Origin of the sequence: Chryseobacterium sp. ISL-6, from assembly GCF_018613715.1 — a bacterium.
GTDB classification, from domain to species: Bacteria; Bacteroidota; Bacteroidia; order Flavobacteriales; family Weeksellaceae; genus Chryseobacterium; species Chryseobacterium paludis.
Genome location: NZ_JAGGPT010000001.1, coordinates 1,115,581 through 1,139,259, shown reverse-complemented (window position 1 = coordinate 1,139,259; position 23,679 = coordinate 1,115,581). Strand labels below are relative to the sequence as shown.

The 23,679-nt window shown below is 33.8% G+C and carries 24 protein-coding genes; 20 read left to right on the top strand and 4 right to left on the bottom strand.

Annotation, left to right across the window (positions count from 1 at the left end; all coding sequences use genetic code 11):
- Window positions 1-146 precede the first annotated feature (146 nt).
- From J7E44_RS04975 to J7E44_RS04965, 4 genes are all read left to right on the top strand, one after another.
- The gene (locus J7E44_RS04975; protein ID WP_214826159.1) at window positions 147-977 is read left to right on the top strand and encodes an RteC domain-containing protein; all 831 of its coding nucleotides are present in this window, start codon (window positions 147-149) and stop codon (window positions 975-977) included.
- A gap of 160 nt (window positions 978-1,137) precedes the next feature.
- The gene (locus tag J7E44_RS04970; RefSeq protein ID WP_214826157.1) at window positions 1,138-1,425 is read left to right on the top strand and encodes a helix-turn-helix domain-containing protein; all 288 of its coding nucleotides are present in this window, start codon (window positions 1,138-1,140) and stop codon (window positions 1,423-1,425) included.
- Between the two features lie 817 nt (window positions 1,426-2,242).
- A complete protein-coding gene (locus J7E44_RS24070; RefSeq protein WP_285439700.1) occupies window positions 2,243-2,374 on the top strand; it encodes a hypothetical protein in 132 nt (43 codons plus the stop codon).
- A gap of 223 nt (window positions 2,375-2,597) precedes the next feature.
- Window positions 2,598-3,233, top strand: a complete 636-nt coding sequence (locus J7E44_RS04965) for a DUF4142 domain-containing protein (protein ID WP_214826155.1) — start codon at window positions 2,598-2,600, stop codon at window positions 3,231-3,233.
- A gap of 123 nt (window positions 3,234-3,356) precedes the next feature.
- On the opposite strand, the gene chrA is transcribed toward J7E44_RS04965, so the two are convergent.
- Window positions 3,357-4,700: a chromate efflux transporter gene (chrA, locus tag J7E44_RS04960; protein ID WP_214826153.1), complete on the bottom strand. Its 1,344-nt coding sequence runs from the start codon at window positions 4,698-4,700 to the stop codon at window positions 3,357-3,359.
- Between the two features lie 966 nt (window positions 4,701-5,666).
- On the opposite strand from chrA, the gene J7E44_RS04955 reads away from it, so the two are divergent.
- Both J7E44_RS04955 and J7E44_RS04950 read left to right on the top strand, forming a co-directional pair.
- Window positions 5,667-6,116 (top strand): Hsp20/alpha crystallin family protein, encoded by a 450-nt coding sequence (locus J7E44_RS04955; RefSeq protein WP_214826151.1) that lies wholly within the window; start codon window positions 5,667-5,669, stop codon window positions 6,114-6,116.
- Window positions 6,117-6,298: 182 nt separating this feature from the next.
- The gene (locus tag J7E44_RS04950; RefSeq protein ID WP_214826149.1) at window positions 6,299-7,453 is read left to right on the top strand and encodes a cation:proton antiporter domain-containing protein; all 1,155 of its coding nucleotides are present in this window, start codon (window positions 6,299-6,301) and stop codon (window positions 7,451-7,453) included.
- Window positions 7,454-8,391: 938 nt separating this feature from the next.
- On the opposite strand, the gene J7E44_RS04945 is transcribed toward J7E44_RS04950, so the two are convergent.
- Window positions 8,392-8,973, bottom strand: coding sequence for a YciE/YciF ferroxidase family protein (locus J7E44_RS04945; RefSeq protein ID WP_214826147.1), 582 nt, complete (start codon window positions 8,971-8,973; stop codon window positions 8,392-8,394).
- A 174-nt stretch (window positions 8,974-9,147) separates the two neighbouring features.
- On the opposite strand from J7E44_RS04945, the gene J7E44_RS04940 reads away from it, so the two are divergent.
- Window positions 9,148-9,747, top strand: a complete 600-nt coding sequence (locus tag J7E44_RS04940) for a Crp/Fnr family transcriptional regulator (protein ID WP_214826145.1) — start codon at window positions 9,148-9,150, stop codon at window positions 9,745-9,747.
- A gap of 176 nt (window positions 9,748-9,923) precedes the next feature.
- Here the strand turns inward: J7E44_RS04940 and J7E44_RS04935 are convergent, their stop codons facing one another.
- Together J7E44_RS04935 and J7E44_RS04930 are read right to left on the bottom strand one after the other, a co-directional pair.
- Window positions 9,924-10,760, bottom strand: a complete 837-nt coding sequence (locus tag J7E44_RS04935; protein ID WP_214826143.1) for a cyanophycinase — start codon at window positions 10,758-10,760, stop codon at window positions 9,924-9,926.
- 57 nt (window positions 10,761-10,817) lie between these two features.
- Window positions 10,818-11,609 (bottom strand): cyanophycinase, encoded by a 792-nt coding sequence (locus tag J7E44_RS04930; RefSeq protein WP_214826141.1) that lies wholly within the window; start codon window positions 11,607-11,609, stop codon window positions 10,818-10,820.
- A gap of 506 nt (window positions 11,610-12,115) precedes the next feature.
- On the opposite strand from J7E44_RS04930, the gene J7E44_RS04925 reads away from it, so the two are divergent.
- The 13 genes from J7E44_RS04925 to J7E44_RS04870 all read left to right on the top strand — a co-directional run bounded on the left by J7E44_RS04925 (window position 12,116) and on the right by J7E44_RS04870 (window position 23,676).
- Entirely contained in the window at window positions 12,116-12,712 is a 597-nt protein-coding gene (locus J7E44_RS04925) for a Crp/Fnr family transcriptional regulator (RefSeq protein ID WP_214826139.1), read from the top strand.
- Between the two features lie 664 nt (window positions 12,713-13,376).
- Entirely contained in the window at window positions 13,377-13,973 is a 597-nt protein-coding gene (locus J7E44_RS04920) for a Crp/Fnr family transcriptional regulator (protein WP_214826137.1), read from the top strand.
- A gap of 253 nt (window positions 13,974-14,226) precedes the next feature.
- Window positions 14,227-15,072, top strand: coding sequence for a KGG domain-containing protein (locus tag J7E44_RS04915; RefSeq protein ID WP_214826135.1), 846 nt, complete (start codon window positions 14,227-14,229; stop codon window positions 15,070-15,072).
- Between the two features lie 69 nt (window positions 15,073-15,141).
- Window positions 15,142-15,747: a YciE/YciF ferroxidase family protein gene (locus J7E44_RS04910; RefSeq protein ID WP_214826133.1), complete on the top strand. Its 606-nt coding sequence runs from the start codon at window positions 15,142-15,144 to the stop codon at window positions 15,745-15,747.
- An 80-nt stretch (window positions 15,748-15,827) separates the two neighbouring features.
- Window positions 15,828-16,130, top strand: a complete 303-nt coding sequence (locus tag J7E44_RS04905; protein ID WP_214826131.1) for a hypothetical protein — start codon at window positions 15,828-15,830, stop codon at window positions 16,128-16,130.
- On the top strand, window positions 16,127-16,513 hold the full coding sequence (locus J7E44_RS04900; RefSeq protein WP_214826129.1) for a hypothetical protein: 387 nt from the start codon (window positions 16,127-16,129) through the stop codon (window positions 16,511-16,513). Before J7E44_RS04905 ends, J7E44_RS04900 begins: the two co-directional genes overlap by 4 nt.
- A 37-nt stretch (window positions 16,514-16,550) precedes the next feature.
- Window positions 16,551-18,686 carry a catalase gene (locus J7E44_RS04895; protein WP_214826127.1) on the top strand — a complete coding sequence of 712 codons (2,136 nt, stop codon included), beginning with the start codon at window positions 16,551-16,553 and terminating at the stop codon, window positions 18,684-18,686.
- A gap of 47 nt (window positions 18,687-18,733) precedes the next feature.
- Window positions 18,734-19,903 carry a zinc-dependent alcohol dehydrogenase gene (locus tag J7E44_RS04890; protein WP_214826125.1) on the top strand — a complete coding sequence of 390 codons (1,170 nt, stop codon included), beginning with the start codon at window positions 18,734-18,736 and terminating at the stop codon, window positions 19,901-19,903.
- 38 nt (window positions 19,904-19,941) lie between these two features.
- Entirely contained in the window at window positions 19,942-20,442 is a 501-nt protein-coding gene (locus tag J7E44_RS04885; protein WP_214826123.1) for a CinA family protein, read from the top strand.
- A gap of 5 nt (window positions 20,443-20,447) precedes the next feature.
- Entirely contained in the window at window positions 20,448-21,245 is a 798-nt protein-coding gene (locus J7E44_RS04880; protein ID WP_214826121.1) for an SDR family NAD(P)-dependent oxidoreductase, read from the top strand.
- A 9-nt stretch (window positions 21,246-21,254) separates the two neighbouring features.
- Window positions 21,255-22,007 (top strand): SDR family oxidoreductase, encoded by a 753-nt coding sequence (locus J7E44_RS04875; protein WP_214826119.1) that lies wholly within the window; start codon window positions 21,255-21,257, stop codon window positions 22,005-22,007.
- A 23-nt stretch (window positions 22,008-22,030) separates the two neighbouring features.
- Window positions 22,031-22,162: a hypothetical protein gene (locus J7E44_RS24065; RefSeq protein ID WP_285439698.1), complete on the top strand. Its 132-nt coding sequence runs from the start codon at window positions 22,031-22,033 to the stop codon at window positions 22,160-22,162.
- Between the two features lie 2 nt (window positions 22,163-22,164).
- A complete protein-coding gene (locus J7E44_RS04870; RefSeq protein WP_214826117.1) occupies window positions 22,165-23,676 on the top strand; it encodes an FAD-dependent oxidoreductase in 1,512 nt (503 codons plus the stop codon).
- The last annotated feature ends 3 nt before the right edge of the window (window positions 23,677-23,679 follow it).

The window sequence follows — 23,679 nt, the reverse complement described above, 5'->3', positions numbered from 1 at the left end:
CTTTTTGCTGACGATTTACATTGAGAATATGGGGGAAAGTAAATAGGCAAGCTGAAATTTAAGGTTAGAATTTGACATTTTATAGATATTGTCTTTGAGTTCCATAAATTCAAATCTTCGTAATTTTCTAGAAAAAGGACATGGCAATGAAAACATTTTTTAGAAAAATTGCAAAACTACAGGAAGATTTAGAGAAGGAACTGGAATTGATTCCTGAAAATACGGGTGATCTTATCAGTTCCGGAGAGACGGCTCTTTTGAAAATTGATGAGGCCATCAGGAGTGTTAAAAAGTTGGTTAAAGGTACTACATTTGAGAGTATTGCCGATGAGGTATACTTTTTTAAAGATGTAAAGCCATTTTTTATCTCCAGGTATATTTTCTACTCCAATCAAATCAGAATCGAAAGCCTGAAACCCTCAGGGAGTGAAAAAGTTCTTAAGAAGTATTATACAGGCGAACTTCACAGACTAAAACGATACTATGCTGAGAACAGTGAGCTTTATAACTACTATCGCAGAAACGCTACATATCTGGATCATAAATATTTTACAAGAAAATCATTTGATCTGAAAATGAATCTGCCCACAAGTCTTTACGATTTTGATGAAGATTTCACGACTTCTCATGATCATAAAGTCTCGGTATTACTGGGCTATGAAATTTTGGAAGCTTACCTCTTGGAAGCTATTAATGGTATCAGCAATCCCCCTATCGCTGATAAGAAATTCAAGATATCCTGGACCTCTTCTAAGGTTTCATTAATAGAACTGATGTATGCGCTGCACTTAACCCAATGCCTTAACGGTGGGAATATCGACTTTAGTGAAATGGTAAGATGGGCTGAAAAAGCATTTGATATTGATTTAGGAAATTTCTACAAGACTGTTGGCGAAATTAAGAGCAGAAAATATAACACGACCAAATTTTTACAGCTTCTTACAGAGAACCTTAATAAAGCATTCATTGAAGAGTGAGAGGATGGATTTTCATTATTTTTTTATGGTCTTATAAGTTGCCTTTTTAATTTAACATTAAAAGAAAATCTGTAATAATCGTTCGGTACTACCGATGAGCTACCGAAAAAGTTTCACGGTGTTTTTTAAACTTTGTCAGAGTTATTAAAAACCAAATATCATGAATATTGATAAAATAGAATTTATTGCATGGATGGAGAGGATTATGACAAGGTTTGATCTGCTCAGTGAGAAAATAAAAGAAAATAAAAACGATTTAAACAGTATTGATGGAGAGCAGCTACTCGACAATCAGGATGTTTTACAGCTATTGAAAATTAGTTCCAGATCACTACAGCGTTACCGATCGGATAAAAAATTACCATATTATACGATAAGTGGAAAGTTATATTACAAGCTTTCTGATGTGCATCAATTGATTAGAGATAGTTTTAGTAAATCGTACTAAAATTTATAGGATCATCCTTGTAGCAGGAGTGCTTATAATCACTCAGAAATATCCATACTATTAACTGCTGGTATGTTGGTATCCATGTAGTTGAACCGTGATGAATTTCGTCTGTTTTAATATACTGTCACAAGTCAGGTAAAGCCAGTACCTCTGTATCGCATTGTTGTTTATAATAATAAAGGAGCCTTTCAATCGTGAAAGACTCCTGGAGATAATAATAAGAATTATAAGAATTTTCAAACAAAAGCTTCCTTGAAAAGGAAGCAAATAAATTAATAATCAGATGAAATAATGTGGACAAATTTTTCGGTTCAAATTTAATAATGGTGTTTTTAATGCTTTTATGATTATAGTCATATTAATTGATATTTTTAGGTCATTATCTGAAACCAATGATATTTAAAAGATGGTGAGTCACATAGAACTCCGAATATAATAAGGAGCCTTTCAAAATCGAAAGGCTCCTGGAACTGTAAAATGTATAATGTCTAAAAAGTTCTTCACATAAAGCTTCCCAGGAATGGGAAGCGATAGACTAATAAACTAATGAAAAATGTTGGGCAAAGTTTATATTCCAAATGTAGAAAAGACGTTTGTGTTTTTTTTATGATTGGGATCATAAAAGTTATGTAAAACAAATGGATAATTTTAAATCGAACTAATAGTACAGTCTAAAGATTTAAAATATAGACTGTTTTTGAAAGCGAATATATAAGATTAATGAGTTAATTATTTTAGGTCTTCTTATGTCGGTTAAAGATGGTAAGGCCAATATTTAGTTGATTGGACAAAAGTAACCCATAAATATATTAGTATGAAAACAACAGTTTTATTAGCATTATGCTTATTGAGTTTTAGCTCATGTATGCCTTGTGATTTACAGGAGGATGAGGCTAAAAAAAAGAATGATTTCAAAATAAAAAGTGATACTTTAAAAGTCGAATAATAATTAACTAAAGCTTAGGATGACAAGATGTGAGTTATAAAAAACTGCTGGAGAATTCAATTTGACAGCCATTCTGTCATTTCTGATCATTTGCTTTTATCGTTCTTATTTGTCCTATATCTAACATTAGGATTTTATAATGGGGCTCATTAATCTTCGTTTAATATGCTCTTGTGTATTTTATCCTGATCTCAATTTTACATTAAACCATTTACATTATATTATGAAAAATTCAATTTTAGCCCTTTTGGCAACCATTGCAATAGCGGCATGCAAAAAACAAGAAACAAAGACTGATAACTATTCCACTGACAGTACTGCTACTGCATTTCCTGTTGATTCTGCAAAAACTGATGGGGATTCTGCATTAATAAGTAGTGATTCTACTGCAGTATCGAGTGCCAACAGTGCAGCAAATTCTCTAAGTGACCAGGACAAGAAATTTGCAGATGGAGCAGCACGGGGCGGGCTGATGGAAGTTATGATGGGAGAGCTTGCATCTACTAATGCATCTAATAAAAGTATTAAATCATTAGGAGAAATGATGGTCAAAGATCACAGGAGTGTCAATGAGGAACTCACGAAATGGGCATCAGCAAAAGGGTACAACCTGCCTACCGCATTGGATACTGAAAAACAGAAGAAATATGACGATCTGAAAGCAAAAAAGGGAGTTGAATTTGACCAAGCGTATAGTGATCTTATGGTTGAGGATCATAAAAAAGATATAGCAGAATTCAAAAAAGAATCTTCTGACGGAAAAGAGGCTTCCTTGAAATCATTTGCGAGCAAAACCCTGCCCACTTTGGAACACCATTTAATGGAGTCTGAAAAGGCAAGGGCAGCGGTGAAAAAATAATATAGTACTAAGAGGTGGTAGATTTATGAATAATAAATTCAAATAGAAATCTCATTTAGCTATTAAGCTCATACTCATTCAGGTTATAAAGCCATTGCTTTTGCAGTGGCTTTTTATATGGCCTTAAAAATTCCAAAAGCTATTTACTGTGAATAAACCAAACAATAAACTGATCAGCACTAAGTAAATCATATTGAGTTTTAGTTTGTGCAGCAGGACCAATGAGATAATGACCCAAAGAAATGACGTCCAATTTAAGGTGGTTAAACCAGTCGCATGGCCGTTAAATAAAATTTCTTCACCCAGATAAAAAGCTAAGTTGAGGATAACACCGACCACTGCTGCCGTAATTAAAGATAATACGCTTTTGATCATTTTATTTTCCTGCGTTTTTTCTATCAAAGGCGCTCCAATAAAGATTAGAATAAAGTTGGGTAAAAAAGTAAAATAAGAGGCGATGAATAATCCTATTGACCCCATCACCAAAGAGCCCCCAAAATGATTATAGCCAGTCATGAATCCAATGTAGGATAATACTATGACCAACGGCCCTGGTGTCGTTTCAGCTAAGGCAAAACCATCTATCATCTGGGCTTTACTCATCCACATCAATTTATTTGTTACCAGGTTAGCAACATAGGGTATCACGGTATAGGATCCGCCAATGGTTAAGAAAGCCGCTTTTGTAAATAAAAGAGATGAGTCTTGCCAAAACGTCGGATCAATCAGAAAATTAGAAACATATAAAAAAGGGATTAGCCATAAGACTGTAAAAACCAACAGCTGCTTAGTGATTCTCTTTGCAGATATTTTTTGGGTAGCTTGATTAGAATTTATAAAATATTCGTTTTCCACATCCAGCTTATTGTTTTCTTTATTTCGTGAATTTGGAATCAAGAACTTTGGAAAAATAAGGTAAACCACAATGCCTAAGATAATAATCCCCACTAAGAGAAAGGGCATTGGAACATGAGCGAAATAAGACAGTAAAAAAGCCATTGCGGCAATAAAGAAATGGAAAGTTGTTAACAGTGATTTCTGGCTTACTTTCCAGGGAGCAAACAAAATTATAGCCAGAACAGCAGGCTTTAATCCTTTGAAGACTGCAGCCAGCAAGGGTGTATTTCCGTAAAGCGCATATGTTAAACTCAGTCCAAGCAGTATGAACATGGACGGCAGTATGAAAAATAAGCTGGCTATAATACCGCCTTTTATACCATGGAGTTTCCAGCCTATGTAAATGGCTAGCTGATGAGCTTCCGGCCCTGGTAGGATCATGCAGGCATTAAGCGCGTGATAGAATTTGCTATTGCTGATCCATTTTTTTTTATCCACTAAAAATGAATGCATTATCGTAATATGGCCGGTTGTCCCCCCAAAGCTTATCCATCCCAGGATGAACCAAAATTTTACTGCTTCAGAAAAAGAGGGTATCGGGACTTGTTTTTCGTCTATGATTTGTTGCATTAATTTTATATTTAGGAACGCTCCAGCTAATTATAAGCTCGATGTTGCTTTACATAGTTTATTCGGTAAATTCTTATGGAAATATCAAGAATAATAAACCCAAATATATGCATTTTAGATGAGTTAAAGTGGTTTTAAGCAAGATTTATGAACTCAATATATCTAATGTTTTCATGACCGGATTTTTTGTTTTTTCACCATTAACGATAATAAACATTTTATATTAATCAGTGTCAGATCGTGGCAATAAAATAGTAAATAGATTGGTTTTTTTCATCAAAATAAAGATTGAGGAAAAAATCCAAGAATGTAAAATAGAAACCTTCTTTGATGGAAGACTGAAAACACAAATGATGTAAAAAATTGCATAGAATTAAAATAAGGAAGATTATAAATATGATTCGAATCATAAATATTTTTAAATTCTCAATATTAAATTTGTTAGTAATGATTATCAGCATATTTCATCGGTTTCCAAGTTTTTTATTTAGCTTCCCTGTTGTCTGGGATGCTTTTGATTTAAACACTCTTCCTTTTATTTCTGCTATTCACTATGTCTTTTGATGGAAGAATAGTAGAGTTAAGCATTGAAATTTCCCGGCCTAAACTTAAAATCGGACTGCCAAAATTTCACAATTTCTGAAAGTTTCAGTATTATTTGCGTACTGTTCAAACTAAGAATGTTAGTACCAAAATTATTCAAATTATTGACGATTTATACAAAGCTTTGACGAATGATTCTTCAGAAGATATTCTTTTATTTGAATTACGAAAATTTCTCTGATGATGAAGTAAATATTACTTTTTAAATATTTTTTTTAATAATAGGTTAGAAAAGCTGAAATTTTGACAGTTTTTCTGCAATAATTACAGTTTGTTTGACGTGGTATTTTTTTTGTTGGTTTTTAAAGGCAGTCGGCCGGCTGATTATTATAAAATGATTGTTTAACTTTAAAAAACATTATTATGAATCTTATTAAAAAAAATTTGAATGGCTATTCAGCCCTTCCAAGTCTTTTCGATGATTTTTTTAATCGTGAACTTTTTAACTGGGGAAACAACAATTATTCATCAACAAGTACCACAGTTCCTTCAGTTAATATCAGGGAAAACGGAGATGCCTACGAGGTGCAAGTCGCTGCACCTGGTATGGAAAAGAATGATTTTGAAGTAATGTTAGATGGTAATCTCTTGACAATCTCTTCTTCTAAGCAGAATAGCAGCGAAATGCAGGACGATAGCTTTACCCGTAGGGAGTTTAGTTATTTATCATTCCAAAGAAGTTTTGAGCTTCCAAAGGATGTTGTTGACCAGGATAATATCAATGCAAAATATGAAAACGGACTACTTTTGCTTACGATTCCTAAAAAAGAAGAAGCTAAGCAAAAACCACCCAAATTGATTCAGATATCTTAAGATTATTTGGATTTTCACAAGAGTTAAAAGAAGACCATCAAAAATGGTCTTCTTTTTATAATCTTTCTGTATTTTACTTTATAAGAAAAAAACTGCCCTGACTATCTGGATTTAAGAATTATTCTAGGTTGAGGGTTCTGTGATATTGATTCATTAGTTAAACTATATTTTTATTCAGGGATATGAATGAGCTGTTATGGTCTATTTGTATTTTATGTCTTACTATATTAATTCTAGGGTTTATACTTAAAAGGTTTCATCAACCCTATTTGATTGCGTACATTATTGCTGGTGTAATATTGGGGCCGTACGTCACAGGTATTTTCTCTAAAACCAAAGAAATTGAGATTATCGGACACCTAGGTATCCTATTTTTAATGTTTTTTTTGGGTTTGGAGATTAAGATCCCTAATAAACGTTATATGATCGTTAAGCCCGTTATAGCTCAAAGTATGAAAATACTTTTAGGCTGTGGCTTTGCTTTACTAACAGGATATTTGCTTGATCTGAATTTCAGAAGCATTGCTTTAATAAGTATACTGTTCTTCTTCAATAGTACAGCAGTGGTCAGTGAACTACTTAGGAAACATGATATTCTAAATACTACTTTTGGGAGTACAATATTTAATGTATTGTTATTGCAGGATATTCTTCTTGCTCCGGTTTTAACATTATTAAGAGTCTGGAGTGGTGAACAATTTACTTTGTTGAACTTTATCTTACCTATAGTAATGTGTATTTCCATTTATTTTCTTTTAAAAAGGATTAGAAATGTACAGGAGATAAGGCTTCCAAAGCTTTTTAAAATCGTAGAAAATGATCATGATTTGCAGCTTTTTATGGGACTGCTTATCTGCTTGGGATTTGGTTTGTTAGCTGAAGTTGTAGGTCTAAGCAGCGCATTGGGTAGTTTTGTAGCTGGTATAATTGTAGGGAGATTTAAAATATTTAATTGGCTTGAACATTCTCTTACTTATTTTAAGGTATTTTTTGTAACATTATTTTTTGTTTCCATTGGTCTACAGCTCGATTTAGCTTATTTCTTCGAACATTTCCAGATTATTTTTCTAGGAACAATCTTTGTTTTGTTAAGCAACAGTCTCATATCTGCTATCATTTTCCGCCTTTTAAAATTTGATTGGAAAAGCAGTTGGTATGGTGGTGCTTTATTATCACAAACTGGGGAGTTTGGCATTTTGGCTCTGACAATTGCTTATAAGGGTGGTATTATTGGCTTTGAGCTTTATAAAGCTGGTCTAGGAATCACCTGCATGACACTTTTATTTTCTACAATATGGATTGGGATACTTAAAAAATTATACATAAATCATTTTTAAATGTAACAGTGATAAAGTATATACAGAATATATTAAAAGCTTAACTGACAAATGAATAGTGTTGCATTGCTAAGGGATTATCAGCCTTTTGAATCGAAGAATTCGTTATTTCCAGAGCTTTCTTGGTGGATTTTAAATAGGAAACAATAGATTTTATTTTATAAATTTGGATTATAAACTTTGCTCCAGTATTTTTCATTAGTTTATTAGTCTATCGCTTCCTGTTGTTTGGAAAACTTTACTTGAGAATTTATAAAAACTATGTTATTATCTCTCCGAGTCTTTCTGGTTAGAAGGGCTTCTTTCTTATGAAAAATCCCCGGCCAAAGCCGGGGATCAAACTATAACCATGAGACTCAATCAAAAATGAGTTTTATTTTTTCCCGAAGGCTTTTCAGGCATATCCATCCGCTGAGTAACGATTCTTTTAATAAGTGATCTTTAATCTTTACAATTATCTGATATTTCTTAAAATAGTTCCAAAAATAAAATATTTATTATTAACAGCTACTGCAAAATCACGTGCAATGATTAAAGTTTTCATACCGATTTGATTAGAGAAGCTCGGCATACGTATGCCGAGTTTCTTTGTTGAGATAAAATTCTCAGTTTGAAATGTTTTTTTAATGAAATATTTTCACTATTGAGTGTTATATTTAATTAAATGACATATAATTCATTATTTATTAATTAAATGTAACATATTATTAAATTTTGAGGAAACCTAAGGAATGTCTTTAACTAATATATAATGTTTTTTGTTTCATTTTAGCTGTTTTTTTTATTGAAAACTTATTATAATATTTTATCAATTATAATTAAATGTTAATCTTAGAATGATTACTTGCTAAATAAAGCTTTAAGCACACGGGCTTTTGTTTTTTTTACAAGAACAATATAAAATTCCCTCAATTATGTATTGGGGAGTTTTATTGTTTTTAATTCATTGCTTTGGTATTCAGAGCAGTATCTGCGATACTGGTAAGAAGCTCATCACAATTTTTTTCTTCTTGCAGAGTTTTTAATAGCTCTTTAAGGCATTTGTTTTGATTTAGAACTTTAGCAAACGCAGCTAATGTACCATACGTTGCTATTTCATAATGTTCCACTTTTTGGGAAGCTGCAATAATACCAGCGTCACGAACCGGACCCGGTTTGGTTTCCTCCATAATACTTTTACCCTCATCAAGTAATCCCTGCATTGCATCACATTTTTTAGCTTGTGCCTTTTTGCCTAAAGCGGCAAAGCAATCTTCCAATCTTTTTACATGATTTATGGTTTCAGCTAAGTGAGCTCCTATTGCTGCTTTTAATTTAGTATCAGTAGCATTCTTTTGCATTTTAGGTAATGCTTTGGTTAATGCCTTTTCAGCCCAGTAAATGTCTTTCAGCCCATCTTCAAATAAATCTTTTAATTCCTTTGCCGCATCTTTTTTTGCAGGAACCTTTTTTGCGAAAGCTACTGTTGTTTTACTTTTTGTCGCTGTCGGCTTAGTCGGTTTTTTTGTTGTAGTTGCCATAATTTTATTTTAATGATTTGTTAATGATTAAAAATAATAAAGCTCAGTATGTTTACATATGATTACAATCATAACAGAGAAGGAACTTTTATCCTAATTTTGAATATAGTGTCATTTTATTCTTAGCATTAATTTGTCAGTGTTGCTTTCTGTGCTGGCAGTAAAAAATAAATTATGCTCATCAAAGAAGATATGCTCATAAAGTTTGGAGCGAAAAAAGTAAAATATAAAAAGAATGAAGTTCTATTTACAGAAAATACGATACCCCTTTATTATTTTCAAATCAAAAATGGTAGTGTTAAATTAATAAACCATCACAAAGAAGGTCGGGAGTTTATTCATAACTTACTTTCAAAAGGTGATAGTATAGGTGAAACGTTTTTATTTTCTGAATACCCCTATTTAGTTAATGCAATGGTAGTGGAAGATTCTATAGTTTTCGAATTAGAGCGTACTGCATTTCATAAGTTACTAAAAACCCATCCTGATATTTTATTTCAACTTTATCAATATACAGCTGAAAAGATGCGATACAGATATAAAATGAATAATCTGATATTTAATAATCCTACTGGTAGAATATTAACTGTATTGAATGATTTGAAAGAACAACAACAACAACAACAACAACAACAATATTCATGTGAAGTACCTTATACCAGACAACAAATTGCCTCTTTAACTGGCTTAAGGGTTGAAACGGTGGTCAGAAATGTTAAGCACTTGGAAAAAGAAGGGATTCTTAAGATAATTAAAGGTAAAATTTTTTATTAAAACGATTCGGCTTATAGTGATATACTCCTGTTAGTGGCATTGTGCTAGGGAGCATCAGGCCTTTATTGTTTGAACGTTGGGCTGTTTCTAAAGGAAATATTCCCATCTCTAAAGATGGGAATTATACAAGATAGCTGTTAAATTCAATTGCTTTCTTTATTTTTTATTAAGACAAATTATTTAACCCTTTTTATTTTACCATCATTTAAGTTTATACAGCAATTATCAGTTAACAAATGAACTTTTAAGTTTTCAGCATATACAGGATCTCCTTTTTGCACAAAGTCAATATTGGTCTGGAGTATGTTTTTTGCACTGATGATAACCACCATTCCTGAGCCTTTGCATGTCGCTTTGCTTCCATTTTCAATAAGTAAAGCTGTATCTTCACCTAATCCGATTCCCCAATGATGCTGATGCAATATGGCGGCGTGGGCTAGTCTGCCGAATCTTCCCCTATGCACAAAATGGGTATCAATAATACAATTATTGATAAATCCTAAGCCTGAACCTAGCTGGATATCATGATCTACCATAGCCTCACCATTTTCAGCATCTGATATGATGATTTCCGGCATACACATAGCACCTGCACTTGTTCCTGCAATCATAAAATTTTCGTCATCGTGATATCTGTCTATTAACAGATCATTTAGTGCGGAATTTTTTAGTTCTTCACATATTCTATTCTGGTCTCCACCGGTAAAGAAAACCGTTTTTGCATCTGAAATCCGTTTTAAATGATAATCAGTATGTAATTGTTCATCACATATATGTAAGAAATCAAAATTAGTATAACCTATTTCATCAAATGTTTTTTGATATATTTTCCTCATGTCTTCCGGTTCAGAACTTGCGGTTGTAACGACCTCAATACGGTCTTCTTTAGATTGAACTAAAAGTTTTAAAATTTCATGAGGTGAAAATTCCCGGTTAGTATCCTTCATTTTAACTTCCGTACCATTTCTATCCTCTTGACCTCCTATAATTAATAATTTTCCTTTTGGAATCATAACTGAATGTTTTTTTGATCTTCTTAATAGAAGATATGGTTAATATTAAATGTTTGACTATGCTACCTCACCACTATTTAAATTAATAGTACATCCCTCAACTAGAATACGACCTTTAAGATTCTTTAGAAAAATTGATTTGTCATTGCTTAAATTGGAATCAGGTATTACATTTTTGGCATTGATCATCATTACTGTACCAGTGCCTCTGCAAGATGCCAAGCATCCTTTCTCAATCATTAATGCAGTATTTTCACCTAAGCCCAAACCTAAAAAATCCCTATTTTGAATTATGGTGTGGACCAGTTTTTTGAATCTTGTTTTGTGGACAAATTGCGTATCAACGATACAATTATTAAGGAAACCCAACCCAGGAATCAATTCAAAATTATTATTTATGTTTTCATGGATCATAATTCCAGGAATGCACATAGCACCTAAACTCATTCCGGCAACAGTAAAAGTGTCTTCAAAAATATATTTTCTATATAATACCTTGATAATTCCAGAACTCTTCAGGATATTATAGGTTTTGGTTTGGTCCCCAATAAAGAATATGGTTTGGGCATCTGAAAATCTTTGTAAATATTTTTCATCTGTTAATCCATTATTAATAGGTAAAAAATCAAAATTAGTATAGCCCATTTCATATAAGATATTGCTACAATCTTCTATGAAGCTTTCAGGGAAACATACAGGGGTGATAATTTCAATACGGTCAGTTTTAATTTTTGACAGCAAATCTAGAATTTCCCGGGAGGGGAAATTGTAATTTTTGTTGTCAATTTTATCGCTACTGTGGTTAAACTGTCTATCTCCAATAATAAGTAATCTGCCTTGGGGAACCATAATCATGTTGTTTATTGTTATGTAAACTTTATAACCCTGTTTTATTAAACTGAAAGTATCAGATCTATTTAAATAAAAATGAAGATTCAGTATTCTTATGACCAACCTTCTGTATTTTCTGATGTTTATAACAGTAATAAAAGATTGAAGTAACAAATGATCATTTACGATAAGGTTATTAAGCTATATCAAACATAAATTATAAAACAATGAATTTTTATGATGCAAATCACAATATATATAATTGTATCATTTTCATGTTTAAATTTATGGTAAAGGCCTGAAATTCTAAATCTTTATAGAATTCTATTCGTTCTCCCATTATGATGTGGATCATAAAGAACTGAAATATTAGGATATACCTTTGGACCATACATCAAAATTAAATCTATTAATAGTATTATTAGCTTGACCTAATGGTCAGGGATTGGAGTGCATATTTTATCCAGCTATAAATTTTTTGTTAAGATGATTATTAAAACTTATTAAACACTAAGAAAAATATTATGGTTATTGAAGAGAATTATTTGTACTCAGCAGGTGCGGAGTTAAGGAAATACAACGTTGGTGAAAGTGTTTTTTTTGAAGATGATAAACCCCTCTATTATTATCAAATAGTAAAGGGAGAAGTTAAACTGAATAATTATAACATGGATGGAAAAGAATTCATTCAAAATATTTTATCTCAAGGACAGAGCGTTGGGGAATCATTGCTTTTTGGAGATAAGTTGTGTCCAATGAATGCCATTGCTGTATCTCCATTAAGTATTTTAAGATTGAAAAGGAGTGATTTTTTTGGTATGCTTGAACAGAACCCCGATTTATATCTCGCGTTGTGTAAAGGATTATCTGATAGGCTTTATTATAAATATATTATGCTTCAAAAAAATTCTTCAGAAAATCCTGAGGAAAGATTAAAGGGCGTGATGGATTATCTTAAGAGTTTTCAAGAAAAGCAATATGATTTTTCTTTTGAAGTACCATTAACAAGACAGCAGTTAGCTTCTCTTACCGGGCTTAGGGTTGAAACTACAATAAGAACAATTAAGCGTATGGAAAAGAACAATATCTTATTAATTAAAAATAGAAAAATATTCTACTGATTTATGCCTAATGGAATAAACGATGCTTTATAAAGTTACTCTTTAAAAGGAGAATATTTATGACTCAAATCATGAAATTTTGATTTTTTTCTCTATAATTTTGAAATATAGATATGAAATATTCATTAATATAATAATATGATTGTATTATTTTAGTATTTCATGAACTATGTATCATCAAATAAAATATTATGAAAATCGTTCTAACACTATACCTTTTCTGGCTTACTCTTCATTAGTTGGAAAAAGAAAAATTAAATGAATAATAGTGTAGATACTGTTGTTACATCAGATACTATAGGAAAAGCTCCTATGAAATCATATAACATGGCCACTGTAATTCCCCAAGGAATAGTGCCGGTACTACAACGGGTGCAACTGCTACACCTACAATATCTTCAAAAAAAGATTCTATAAAAACAAGTAGTTTAACTTTCAGTTTATAAGTTGTTTCTGATAAAAAGAGTATTTGCGACAAATGGCGAATACTCTTTTTTTTGTTTATAATAAAGGTGCAATTTATTGTAATTCAGATTGTTAATTAACTAAGTTTAACATTTTATTCACTAAAGGCGGTGTAATTATTGCACCTATTAAAAACCAATATTTTTCCTAAGATCTTTTGTGATTTTTTGTTTGACATTAAACATTAAAAACTATCATTATGGTAATTAGCGAAAGTATATTATACAATATAGGAGCGGAGATAAGGCAGTATGGTCCTTCTGAATTTATATTTAGTGAAGGGGACTTACCTCAGTTTTATTTTCAAATTATAGAAGGAGACGTAAAACTTAATAATTATAATGAAGAAGGAAGAGAGTTCATTCAAAATATTCTTTCTGATGGACAATGTTGTGGAGAGTCCATTCTTTTTATTGATAAGCCTTATCCCATGAATGCGGAAGCACTGACACAATGTAGTGTAATAAGACTTCCTAAAACCCTTTTTTTTAATTTATTGAAAAAATCTCCTGACTTATATATAGAAATAAACAGCTTTTTATCGCATCGGCTTTATTATAAATACATAATGATGCAGAACATATCTTCTCTTAATCCTATTGTTAGACTTACAGGGTTAATGGATTATCTTAAAAGTTTTCATAGTAATAAGGATCAATTCTCTTTTTCCATCCCGTTAACTAGACAACAGATGGCTAATCTTACAGGCTTATGTGTAGAAACCGTGATAAGATCTTTTAAAAGAATGGAAAAGGAACATATCGTACAAATTAAAAATAGAAAAATTTTGTACTAAAAAATGTTTCATATAATTTGGATTAAAGCAAAATTAAAAAAAGGAAATAAACTGATTTTTATGTAGCTGACATGATTCAGGTCATAAGTATTAGGGTTTTCATCATCTACCTTTGAAATATCAATTTACAATTACTATTATTTACCTCTTTTCAAAAAATTAAACCAAAACATCAAATATTAATTGTTGTTCAATACTAGTCACGTCCAATAATTAATACCATTACTTAATATTAATTACAAAATTTAGAGTTATGAACACTAGAAATTCAAACAACCGCAGCTCAAGAAGCAATTCTTCAAATGAAGAAAAATCAACCCTTGAAGAGGTTTATCAATTAGGTTATGACCATGGTTATAACGATGCATCTGAAGAAGAAGATTATGATGACGATTTCTCGGATTTCTCGGATTATTATGATGACGAGTATAATGAAAACGATGATGATGAAGATTATGATGATGACGACGATTATGAAGATGACGACGATAATGACGATGAAGATGACGATGACAATGATGATAATAGAGGCCGTGGAAGATCAGGAAACGGGAGTCAGCAAAGAGATAGCGAAGGCCGGTTTACCTCTGGAAGAGGAAGGAGTTCGGGCTCTAGAAATAACCCAAGTTCTGGTTCAGGTTCCCGATCACGGTCAGGTTCTGGATCTGATGGAAGAAGAAGATCATCGTCAGGAAACAGTACGTCAAAGAGAGGCTTTGCTTCTATGAGTAAGGAAGAACGTACTAGAATTGCCCGTATGGGAGGTGAGGCTTCTCATGGGGGTGGAAACTCTTCAGGAAGATCTGGTTCCGGCAAAAGATCGGGAAATAATAACGGTTCCAGAAGCTCAAATTCTGGTTCTGGCGGAAATAGCGGCTCAGGAAGAGGTCGTAGTTCAAATTCGAGTTCGGGAGGAAACAGTAGAGGTTCAAACTCAGGAAACGGAACATCAAAAAGAGGCTTTGCTTCAATGAGTAAGTCTGAACGTACAAGAATAGCCAGAATGGGAGGTGAAGCTTCTCATGGTGGCGGAAGATCAGGTTCAGGTTCTAATTCCGGTTCTGGCAGATCAGGATTCGGAGGCAGACGTAATTCATAATTTATTATTTGATTACCTCTTTAATAAAAAGGGGTAATCTTTTCAAATTTCAAAATACCAAATTACATTATGACAACTAAAATAACAGAAAATACCATTCCTGAAACTACGGCGACAAAGGGGGCTTCAGGAAAAAAAATAACAGTAGGCAATGCTTCTGTCAATGAAAAAGAAATGAAAAATTCTGCTTTGCACCAATTCTTCGTAAGTGCCCTTAAGGATATCTATTTTGCAGAAAATGCAATCATTGATGCCTTGGGAAAAATGGAGGCAGCCGCTACTACGGAAGAATTGAAAGAGGCATTTGAAGATCATCAATTGCAGACCAAAAAGCATGTCAGCCGTTTGGAAAAAGTCTTCAAACTGATAGATGAAACCCCGGAAAAGAAAGAGTGTGAAGCGATAAAGGGTATTATTAAGGAAGGTGAAGAAATCATGAAATCAACAAAAGTAGGTTCTATGACCAGAGATGCGGCCTTGATCATTGCGGCGCAGAAGGTAGAGCACTACGAGATAGCAACATATGGCGGACTTGCACAACTTGCTATTACCATGGGACATGATAAAGTTGCAGATCTTCTTGAAAAGACTTTACAGGAAGAAGAAGATACTGATTATAATCTGACTGAAATTGCTGAAACCTTTATCAATTTTGATGCAGAACATGAAGATTAATTAAAATAACTAAGCCATATGGATTTTGGTCCGTATGGCTTTATAATCAAGAATGGCTTGATATGGACTATCAGAAAATAATGATATTATTAGAATCGGACCAATTTACTAAAGTAAAAAGCCCAAGCAAATTGTTTGGAGACGGTGAAACGGTTTATGCAAAAGAAATAGGAGACCATATTTTCTTATTGTTTATTATCATAAAAAATGTAGAAGCAGAAAGTATGAGGGCATTTATCGCATGTTTTGACAGTTTTACGAGTATAGGTAGTAAAGAGCCATCGCAAATCATGTTTCATCTTTCAATTAAAGAAAATGAAGACCTTCATTATTTGGAAAAATACTTTAAAGACTTTCAACCCTTAACACCTTTACAGAAATGATATTCGAGAACGATACTTTAAAATTTTCAAGCTTATATAATAAAAACAATGTTCTTGAAAATGAGTCTTTGTTTCCAAGTATAATTAATTCTTATGGAGTTTCAGCTCTTTTGATGAAATCTTTGGAGAAGATAAAAGATAATGCCATCAATGAAGGAATAAAAAAGACTTTGGATTTTCACACCAAAGAGTATCTTTTTTTTATCACCGAATATCTTCACGAAAGTTCTGAAAAGATGGAGAAAACAACTTCAGAAAATCCAGCCATTGATCTGAATTTTACATTATATGCCAAAACAGCCTATTATAAAGTATTGAAAGAGCAGGAATATTTAAACAAATTAATAGAAACTCTGGAGGTAGAAAAAAATCACACAGAATAATTTTTTACAATCAGTCATCAATCCAAAATATACCACTATGAAAAAAGAACAGGGAAATAATCCAAAGCTTAATCAGCTGGAGTCTTTAAGCACTTCTAACGAAAATGAAATGCTTACCACAAATCAGGGGCTTAAAGTCAATGATAATCAAAACTCCTTAAAAGACGGGGAGAGGGGACCTACATTATTGGAAGATTTTATTCTACGGGAAAAAATAACACACTTTGATCATGAGAGGATTCCTGAAAGAATTGTTCATGCCAGAGGATCTGGAGCTCATGGTATTTTTAAATTGACAAAAAGCCTTTCCCGTTATACAAAAGCTAAATTTTTAAATGAAGTAGGAGCGGAAACTCCTGTTTTTGCCAGGTTTTCAACAGTAGCGGGTAGCCGTGGAAGTACTGATCTGGCAAGGGATGTAAGAGGTTTTGCAATTAAATTTTATACAGAGGAAGGTAATTATGATTTGGTTGCTAATAATATGCCTGTCTTTTTTATACAGGATGCTATTAAATTTCCTGATCTCGTTCATGCTGTAAAACCTGAACCTGACAATGAAATGCCACAGGCCGCGTCTGCGCATAATACTTTTTGGGATTTTATTTCCCTAATGCCTGAGAGTATGCACATGATCATGTGGCTGATGAGTGATAGGGCAATTCCACGAAGTCTGAGAATGATGGAAGGATTTGGAGTGCATTCATTTAAATTTATCAATGAAGAAGGAAAATCTCATTTTGTGAAATTTCACTTTAAGCCTAGATTGGGAGTGCATTCTGTAGCCTGGGACGAAGCGCAGAAAATTTCCGGAGCAGATCCTGATTTTCACCGTAGAGATTTATGGGAAGCCATAGAAACAGGGAGTTTCCCTGAATGGGATTTTGGAGTACAACTCGTTCCGGAGGAAGATGAGCATAAATTTGATTTTGACTTATTGGATCCCACTAAAATAATACCTGAAGAAGTAATTCCTGTAGAAATTTTCGGAACACTTACCTTAAATAAAAACCCCGACAACTTCTTTGCAGAAACCGAACAGGTTGCTTTTCACCCTGGACATCTTGTTCCTGGGATTGATTTTAGTAATGACCCTTTATTGCAGGGAAGGTTATTCTCTTATACAGATACTCAACTATCAAGATTAGGATCACCAAATTTCCATGAGATCCCTATCAACAGATCAGTGAATACTGTTCATAATAATCAACGTGACGGACATATGAGACAGCAAATTGTAAAAGGAAAGGTGAGCTACGAACCTAATTCCATTGGTAATGGTTGTCCTTTTCAGGCAATGATGAAAGATGGCGGATTTACTTCCCATCAGGAAAAGATTTCGGGAACGAAAATCAGAGCAAGAAGCCAGAGTTTCGTAGATCATTATTCTCAGGCAAAATTATTCTATAACAGTCAGTCTGCTCCTGAGAAAAGACATCTTCAAAATGCTTTGATTTTTGAATTATCAAAAGTGACAGTTCCGGTAATAAGAGAAAGGCTGGTCGGACAACTGGCTTTTATTGATATGGATTTAGCAACTACAGTTGCGGCTAAATTAGGGGTTAAAGTAACAAAATTGAAAGAACCTAATCAAAGTATACCCGCAGATGCTGATCCTACGGAATTACAAAGCGAAGAAAGGGAGCCACAAACTAAATTTTCAGATGCCTTAAGTATGGAAAATACAGTTAAAGATACCATTAAGAGTAGGGTAATTGGTTTTATTATGGCCGATGGCGTAGATGCCGATATGACAACAAAATTAAAAGTTAAACTTGAAAAAGAAGGCGCACAAGTACAAATCATAGGTCCTAGTGTCGCATCGGTAAAGGCTGCTGATGGTACTCTTTTTATTCCAAGACACTCTTTAACAAGTACGAAAAGTGTATGTTTTGACGCATTGTTGCTTTGCCCTGGAGAAAAATCTGAAAAAGAACTTCTCAATCCAGAAAATAAGCATCTTGTCTTAAACTTTATCAATGAAGCTTATAAGCATTGTAAAGCTATTTATTTTGGTTTGGATACAGATAACCTCTATGCCAGTTCAAATGTTGGTAATAAAAAGCATGAAGATCCAGCTATAATAAAGGAGTCAGATGGTCAGTCAGAGGACGCATTTATTAATGCAATTGCCAAGCATAGGGTCTGGAATCTTGAAGTAGAAAGAAACAGTTAGTACTCAAATTAAAATCACTCACCTCACACACACTAAAATATAAAATTATGAAAGCCGCAGTTTTTCACTCACCTGGTAACATTAGCTGTGATACAGTAGATGATCCTATTATTCAGGATTCAAATGATATTATTTTAAAAGTCACTTCGACGGCAATCTGTGGGAGTGACCTTCATATGTATTCCGGAGGATTGCCGCAGATTCGTCCCATGGTTATGGGGCATGAATTTATGGGAATTGTAGAAGAAGTAGGTAAAGGCATCACTCATCTCAATGTAGGAGACCGGGTAGTGGTGCCATTTCCTGTTGCCTGTGGAGGTTGCTTCTTTTGTCAACATGATTTACCGGGAGCTTGTGAAAACAGCAATCCGGATCATTACGGTCCGGAAGGAGGAATACTTACTGAAAAAGGAGGTGCCTTATTTGGATACACCGATCTTTATGGAGGATATGACGGCGGACAGGCACAATATGTACGGGTTCCTTATGCTCATTTTGGTCCCAGAAGAGTATCAGATCATCTTACCGACGAACAGGTTTTATTTCTGACAGATATTTTTCCGACAGGATATACTGGAGTAATGTGGGGGGAACTCAAAGGAGGTGAAACAGTAGCTGTTTTCGGTGCGGGGCCAGTTGGCTCAATGTCGGTAAAAAGTGCGATTCTCCACAATGCAAAAAAAGTTATTGTGATAGATACTCTGCAATATAGACTGGATCAGATTAAAAAATTGACGGGATGTGAAACCGTTTTATGGGAAGATGCTAAAAATACGGTTGAACAGATCAGGAATATGACTGATGGAAGAGGGGCTGATCTGTGTATTGATGCAGTTGGTTTTGAGCCGGAAAGAGATTTGCTGGACAGGGCTAAGGCTGTTCTGAACTTTGAAAAAGGATCTATAAAAGTATTAGAAGCTTGTATGAGCGCCGTCAGACGGGGAGGAACAGTTTCAATTCTTGGTGTTTATCCTGTTAACTATGACAATTTTAAATTAGGACAGATATTCGATAAAGGAATTACTTTAAAAGCTGGCCAGGCCCCCGTACATCCTATTATTGATAAGTTGATGAAGCATGTGGAACATGGTGAAGTCATTCTGGATGATATCATTACACATCGCCTTTCATTGGATGAAGTAGCCAAGGGATACGAAATCTTTGATAAAAAAGAAGATGGCTGCGTAAAAGTAGTTTTAGATCCCTGGAAAGTTTAATTTATTATGACACCTTTTAATCACTTAAATATTAAGCTATGGAATTTCAACAAAATTTACTTGAATATATAAGTCAGTCTTTTGTGACCACGGGTGAAACTATATCCGTTGCTGAAAGTGTGACTTCAGGATTGTTACAGCTTGCTTTTTCCCAGATGCCTAATGCTTCTTTATTTTATAATGGTGGGATTACAGCTTATACGCTTCCACAAAAAGTTTCATTTCTGAAGGTAGATAGAAAAGAGGCAGAAAGTTGCGATTGCGTTTCTGAAAATATAGTGGAAACCATGGCATTACATGTGGCAAAGTTATTTAAAACGGATTGGTCTATTGCTACGACAGGGTACTGTACACCAGTCAGAAGCTCTTCTTATAAGATTTTCTCGTACTTCTCCTTTTCATATAAAGGAGAGATTATCTTAACTAAAAGACTGGAATTAGATCATAGAACTCAAGCTCTTGATGCTCAACTGTATTATACAGAATTCATTTTAGGATGTTTTAAAAGCGAAATTAATCAGGTATTAATCTTAAAGTAAACTTTATGGAACGTAAAAATCAATATGTGCTCATTACCGGAGCAACAAGCGGGATAGGTTATGAACTTGCAAAACTATTTGCTAAAAACGGTTATGATCTTGTGATCGTTGCACGAAATCATGAAGAATTAGAGGTAAAGGCAGAAGAGTTTAAGAAATTTGGAGTTAACGTTATATCCATTTCTAAAAATTTATTTCTTGAAGAAGAAGCCTATTCTCTTTATGCTGATTTAAAATTAAATGGAATTAGCCCATCTATCTTAATCAACGATGCGGGACAAGGCGCTTATGGTCAATTTCATGATACTGATATACATAGGGAGATTGATATTATCAAGCTTAATATAATTTCTGTCCTTATCCTGACTAAACTATTTTTAAAAGACCGCGTTCCTCAAGGATCGGGAAAAATTCTTAATCTAGCATCCGTAGCCAGTAAGGCACCAGGTCCGTGGCATTCCGTCTATCATGGAACAAAATCCTTTATTTTATCATGGTCAGAAGCGATCCGCGAAGAACTGAAAGATTCGGGAATAACTGTGACTGCTCTTTTACCAGGACCGACTGATACAGATTTTTTTAACAAGGCGGACATGACTGACAGTAAAGTTTTAGCTAATAAAGATAATTTGGCTTCACCTGAAGAAGTTGCCTTTGATGGGTATAATGGTTTAATGAATGGTAATGATAAAGTAGTTTCAGGATTACAAAACAAGGTTACTGTTGCCATGACTAATCTTTCAAGTGATAGTATGGCAGCACAGAGAATGGGAGAAATGCAGGAACCTATAGGAGAAAAATAATAAATAACCATGGGAAGATTAAGATTAAATAATAAATCAGTTCTTATTACAGGAGCTGACAGTGGAATTGGCAAAGCTGTTGCCTTGTTATTTGCCAAGGAAGGAGCAAACATTGCCATTATTTATCATACCGATGATGAGGATGCGGAAAGGACCAAAAATGAAATTATGACTTTAGGCAGAAAGTCAGTCATTTTCCGTGGTGATATTAATGATTATGAATTCTGTGAAAGAACAGTAAAAGAAGTAGTTACGGAATTTGACGGTATTGATATTCTTGTCAACAACGCGGGAGTACAATTTCCTTCAGACAACATTGAGGACCTGGAAGAGGATAATATCAGAAAAACTTTTGATTCCAACATTATCGGGATGATTTTATTGACAAAAGTTGTTTTTCCTTATTTAAAAGAGGGTGGTAGTGTTATCAATACAACTTCGGCAGTTGCCTACCAGGGACATGAAGAACTTTTGGATTATTCAGCAACAAAAGGAGCTATAGTTTCCTTCACACGCTCTTTGGCACTACAATCAAAATCAAAGGGAATCCGCGTTAATGGAGTAGCTCCAGGACCTGTTGCCACACCTCTTACAAAAGAGACTTTTGGAGAACAGAAAGAAGACCCAAATAAGCCGCCTTTTGAACGAAATGCAACGCCGGAAGAGGTGGCAGCCAGTTTTTTATTTCTGGCAAGCGAGGATTCCGTACAAATAACTGGCCAGGTGATGCACCCCAATGGAGGGATGATTGTTAATGGATAAATAGGTAGTACTAAAAAAATATCATGAAAACAGCCATTTTATTAACATTATACTTACTGAACTTTACAGCCTCTACCCGATGTGATCAGGAAGAAGATGAAACTAAGAATAGGTATGATAAGAAAATTGAGAGTGGTACTGTAAAAAGTAAATAATTATGAATAGGGACGGAGCAAGAAAAAGTATATGGCAAGAAGAGATTAAAAAATTTTCTTTAGATAAGGCTATTGAAAAACAGTACGATATTGCAATCGTTGGTGCTGGTATTACAGGAATTTCTACGGCAATCAGATTACAGAAAGAAGGCAAAAAGTGTATTGTTCTGGATGCTGCTAATATTGGTTTTGGAACAACAGGAGGAACTACTGCACATTTAAACGATTTTTTTGATACAACCTATGCCCAAGCAATTAAGGATTTTGGTTTAAACAATGCAAAACTGCTTAAGTATGTGGGTATAGAGGCGAAAAATATTATAAAGAATAATATCAGGGAGTTTAATATTTCTTGTGATTTTGAAAGGAAGACCGGATATCTCTTTGCCCTAGATGAGAAACAGGAAAAAAAGTTAGAGGAAATTGTCAAAGCTGCCTCACAGGTAGGATATCAGATAGGATTTACAGATGAAATTCCCTTTCCAATTCCATTTAAAAAAGCTGTTGTAATTCCGGATCAGGGGCAGTTTCATCCCATAAAATATATTAAAGCTCTAGCAGAAGCATTTATTAATGCAGGTGGAGTGTTAGTAGAGGATTGTCTTTGTGAAAGTCATGACGAGCAGGAAAATATGATCATTTTAAAATCATCAAAAGGGAATATTAATGCCCAGCATGTTATCTATGCCACCCATATCCCGCCGGGTATCAATAGCCTTCATTTTATGAATGCTCCCTATCGCAGTTATGTTATTGCTTTTAGATTAAACGGAAATGAATATTCAAAAGACTTAGGGTATGACCTTACCGATCCTTACCACTACTATAGAGTTCAGGAAATCAATGGTGAGAACCTACTTATTGCAGGTGGGGAAGACCATAAGACAGGACATGCAGATGATACGGGGGAATGTTTTTCCAAACTGGAAAATTATGTAAGGGAGTATTTTGATGTAGGAGCCGCTGTTTACAGTTGGTCAAGTCAATATTATGAACCTGCTGATGGATTACCCTATATTGGAATATTGCCCGGCAGTAAAGGGAAAATTTATACTGCTACAGGCTTCAGGGGGAATGGGATGATGTTTGGAACCATTACATCACAGATTTTATGTGACTTGATCATAAAAGGTTCTAATAAATACGAGAGGCTGTTTGATCCGGCAAGGATAAAGCCAATAGCTGGTTTCACAAATTTTATAAAAGAGCAGACAAGTGTTGTTTTTGATTTTGTGAAAGATAAATTATTTGTTGAAAAAATAAATTCTTTGACTGAGCTCAATAATGGGGAAGCAAAGGTGGTGAAATTTGATGGTGAATCATATGCTGTATATAAAGAGACCAATGGCAAAATTCATCTTCTCAAAAGTACTTGTCCACATGCAAAATGTGAAGTCAGGTGGAATAGCGCTGAGATAAGTTGGGACTGCCCGTGTCATGGCTCCAGATTTAACGTTAATGGAAAAATGCTTACGGGTCCTACTGTAAAAGATTTACATAGAATTAAAATCTAAACT

What these genes read in the sequence shown, in the direction of transcription:
- J7E44_RS04930 (WP_214826141.1), bottom strand. Translation starts at nt 11,609, where the DNA reads ATGGTTCCCCAAGGCAGATTACTTATTATTGGAGATAGACAGTTTAAC.
- chrA (WP_214826153.1), bottom strand. Translation starts at nt 4,700, where the DNA reads ATGCAACAAATCATAGACGAAAAACAAGTCCCGATACCCTCTTTTTCT.
- J7E44_RS04905 (WP_214826131.1), top strand. Translation starts at nt 15,828, where the DNA reads ATGATATTATTAGAATCGGACCAATTTACTAAAGTAAAAAGCCCAAGC.
- J7E44_RS04890 (WP_214826125.1), top strand. Translation starts at nt 18,734, where the DNA reads ATGAAAGCCGCAGTTTTTCACTCACCTGGTAACATTAGCTGTGATACA.
- J7E44_RS04920 (WP_214826137.1), top strand. Translation starts at nt 13,377, where the DNA reads ATGGTAATTAGCGAAAGTATATTATACAATATAGGAGCGGAGATAAGG.
- J7E44_RS04875 (WP_214826119.1), top strand. Translation starts at nt 21,255, where the DNA reads ATGGGAAGATTAAGATTAAATAATAAATCAGTTCTTATTACAGGAGCT.
- J7E44_RS04910 (WP_214826133.1), top strand. Translation starts at nt 15,142, where the DNA reads ATGACAACTAAAATAACAGAAAATACCATTCCTGAAACTACGGCGACA.
- J7E44_RS04900 (WP_214826129.1), top strand. Translation starts at nt 16,127, where the DNA reads ATGATATTCGAGAACGATACTTTAAAATTTTCAAGCTTATATAATAAA.
- J7E44_RS04885 (WP_214826123.1), top strand. Translation starts at nt 19,942, where the DNA reads ATGGAATTTCAACAAAATTTACTTGAATATATAAGTCAGTCTTTTGTG.
- J7E44_RS04945 (WP_214826147.1), bottom strand. Translation starts at nt 8,973, where the DNA reads ATGGCAACTACAACAAAAAAACCGACTAAGCCGACAGCGACAAAAAGT.
- J7E44_RS24065 (WP_285439698.1), top strand. Translation starts at nt 22,031, where the DNA reads ATGAAAACAGCCATTTTATTAACATTATACTTACTGAACTTTACAGCC.
- J7E44_RS04940 (WP_214826145.1), top strand. Translation starts at nt 9,148, where the DNA reads ATGCTCATCAAAGAAGATATGCTCATAAAGTTTGGAGCGAAAAAAGTA.
- J7E44_RS04975 (WP_214826159.1), top strand. Translation starts at nt 147, where the DNA reads ATGAAAACATTTTTTAGAAAAATTGCAAAACTACAGGAAGATTTAGAG.
- J7E44_RS04950 (WP_214826149.1), top strand. Translation starts at nt 6,299, where the DNA reads ATGAATGAGCTGTTATGGTCTATTTGTATTTTATGTCTTACTATATTA.
- J7E44_RS04925 (WP_214826139.1), top strand. Translation starts at nt 12,116, where the DNA reads ATGGTTATTGAAGAGAATTATTTGTACTCAGCAGGTGCGGAGTTAAGG.
- J7E44_RS04895 (WP_214826127.1), top strand. Translation starts at nt 16,551, where the DNA reads ATGAAAAAAGAACAGGGAAATAATCCAAAGCTTAATCAGCTGGAGTCT.
- J7E44_RS04915 (WP_214826135.1), top strand. Translation starts at nt 14,227, where the DNA reads ATGAACACTAGAAATTCAAACAACCGCAGCTCAAGAAGCAATTCTTCA.
- J7E44_RS04880 (WP_214826121.1), top strand. Translation starts at nt 20,448, where the DNA reads ATGGAACGTAAAAATCAATATGTGCTCATTACCGGAGCAACAAGCGGG.
- J7E44_RS04870 (WP_214826117.1), top strand. Translation starts at nt 22,165, where the DNA reads ATGAATAGGGACGGAGCAAGAAAAAGTATATGGCAAGAAGAGATTAAA.
- J7E44_RS04970 (WP_214826157.1), top strand. Translation starts at nt 1,138, where the DNA reads ATGAATATTGATAAAATAGAATTTATTGCATGGATGGAGAGGATTATG.
- J7E44_RS04955 (WP_214826151.1), top strand. Translation starts at nt 5,667, where the DNA reads ATGAATCTTATTAAAAAAAATTTGAATGGCTATTCAGCCCTTCCAAGT.
- J7E44_RS04965 (WP_214826155.1), top strand. Translation starts at nt 2,598, where the DNA reads ATGAAAAATTCAATTTTAGCCCTTTTGGCAACCATTGCAATAGCGGCA.
- J7E44_RS04935 (WP_214826143.1), bottom strand. Translation starts at nt 10,760, where the DNA reads ATGATTCCAAAAGGAAAATTATTAATTATAGGAGGTCAAGAGGATAGA.
- J7E44_RS24070 (WP_285439700.1), top strand. Translation starts at nt 2,243, where the DNA reads ATGAAAACAACAGTTTTATTAGCATTATGCTTATTGAGTTTTAGCTCA.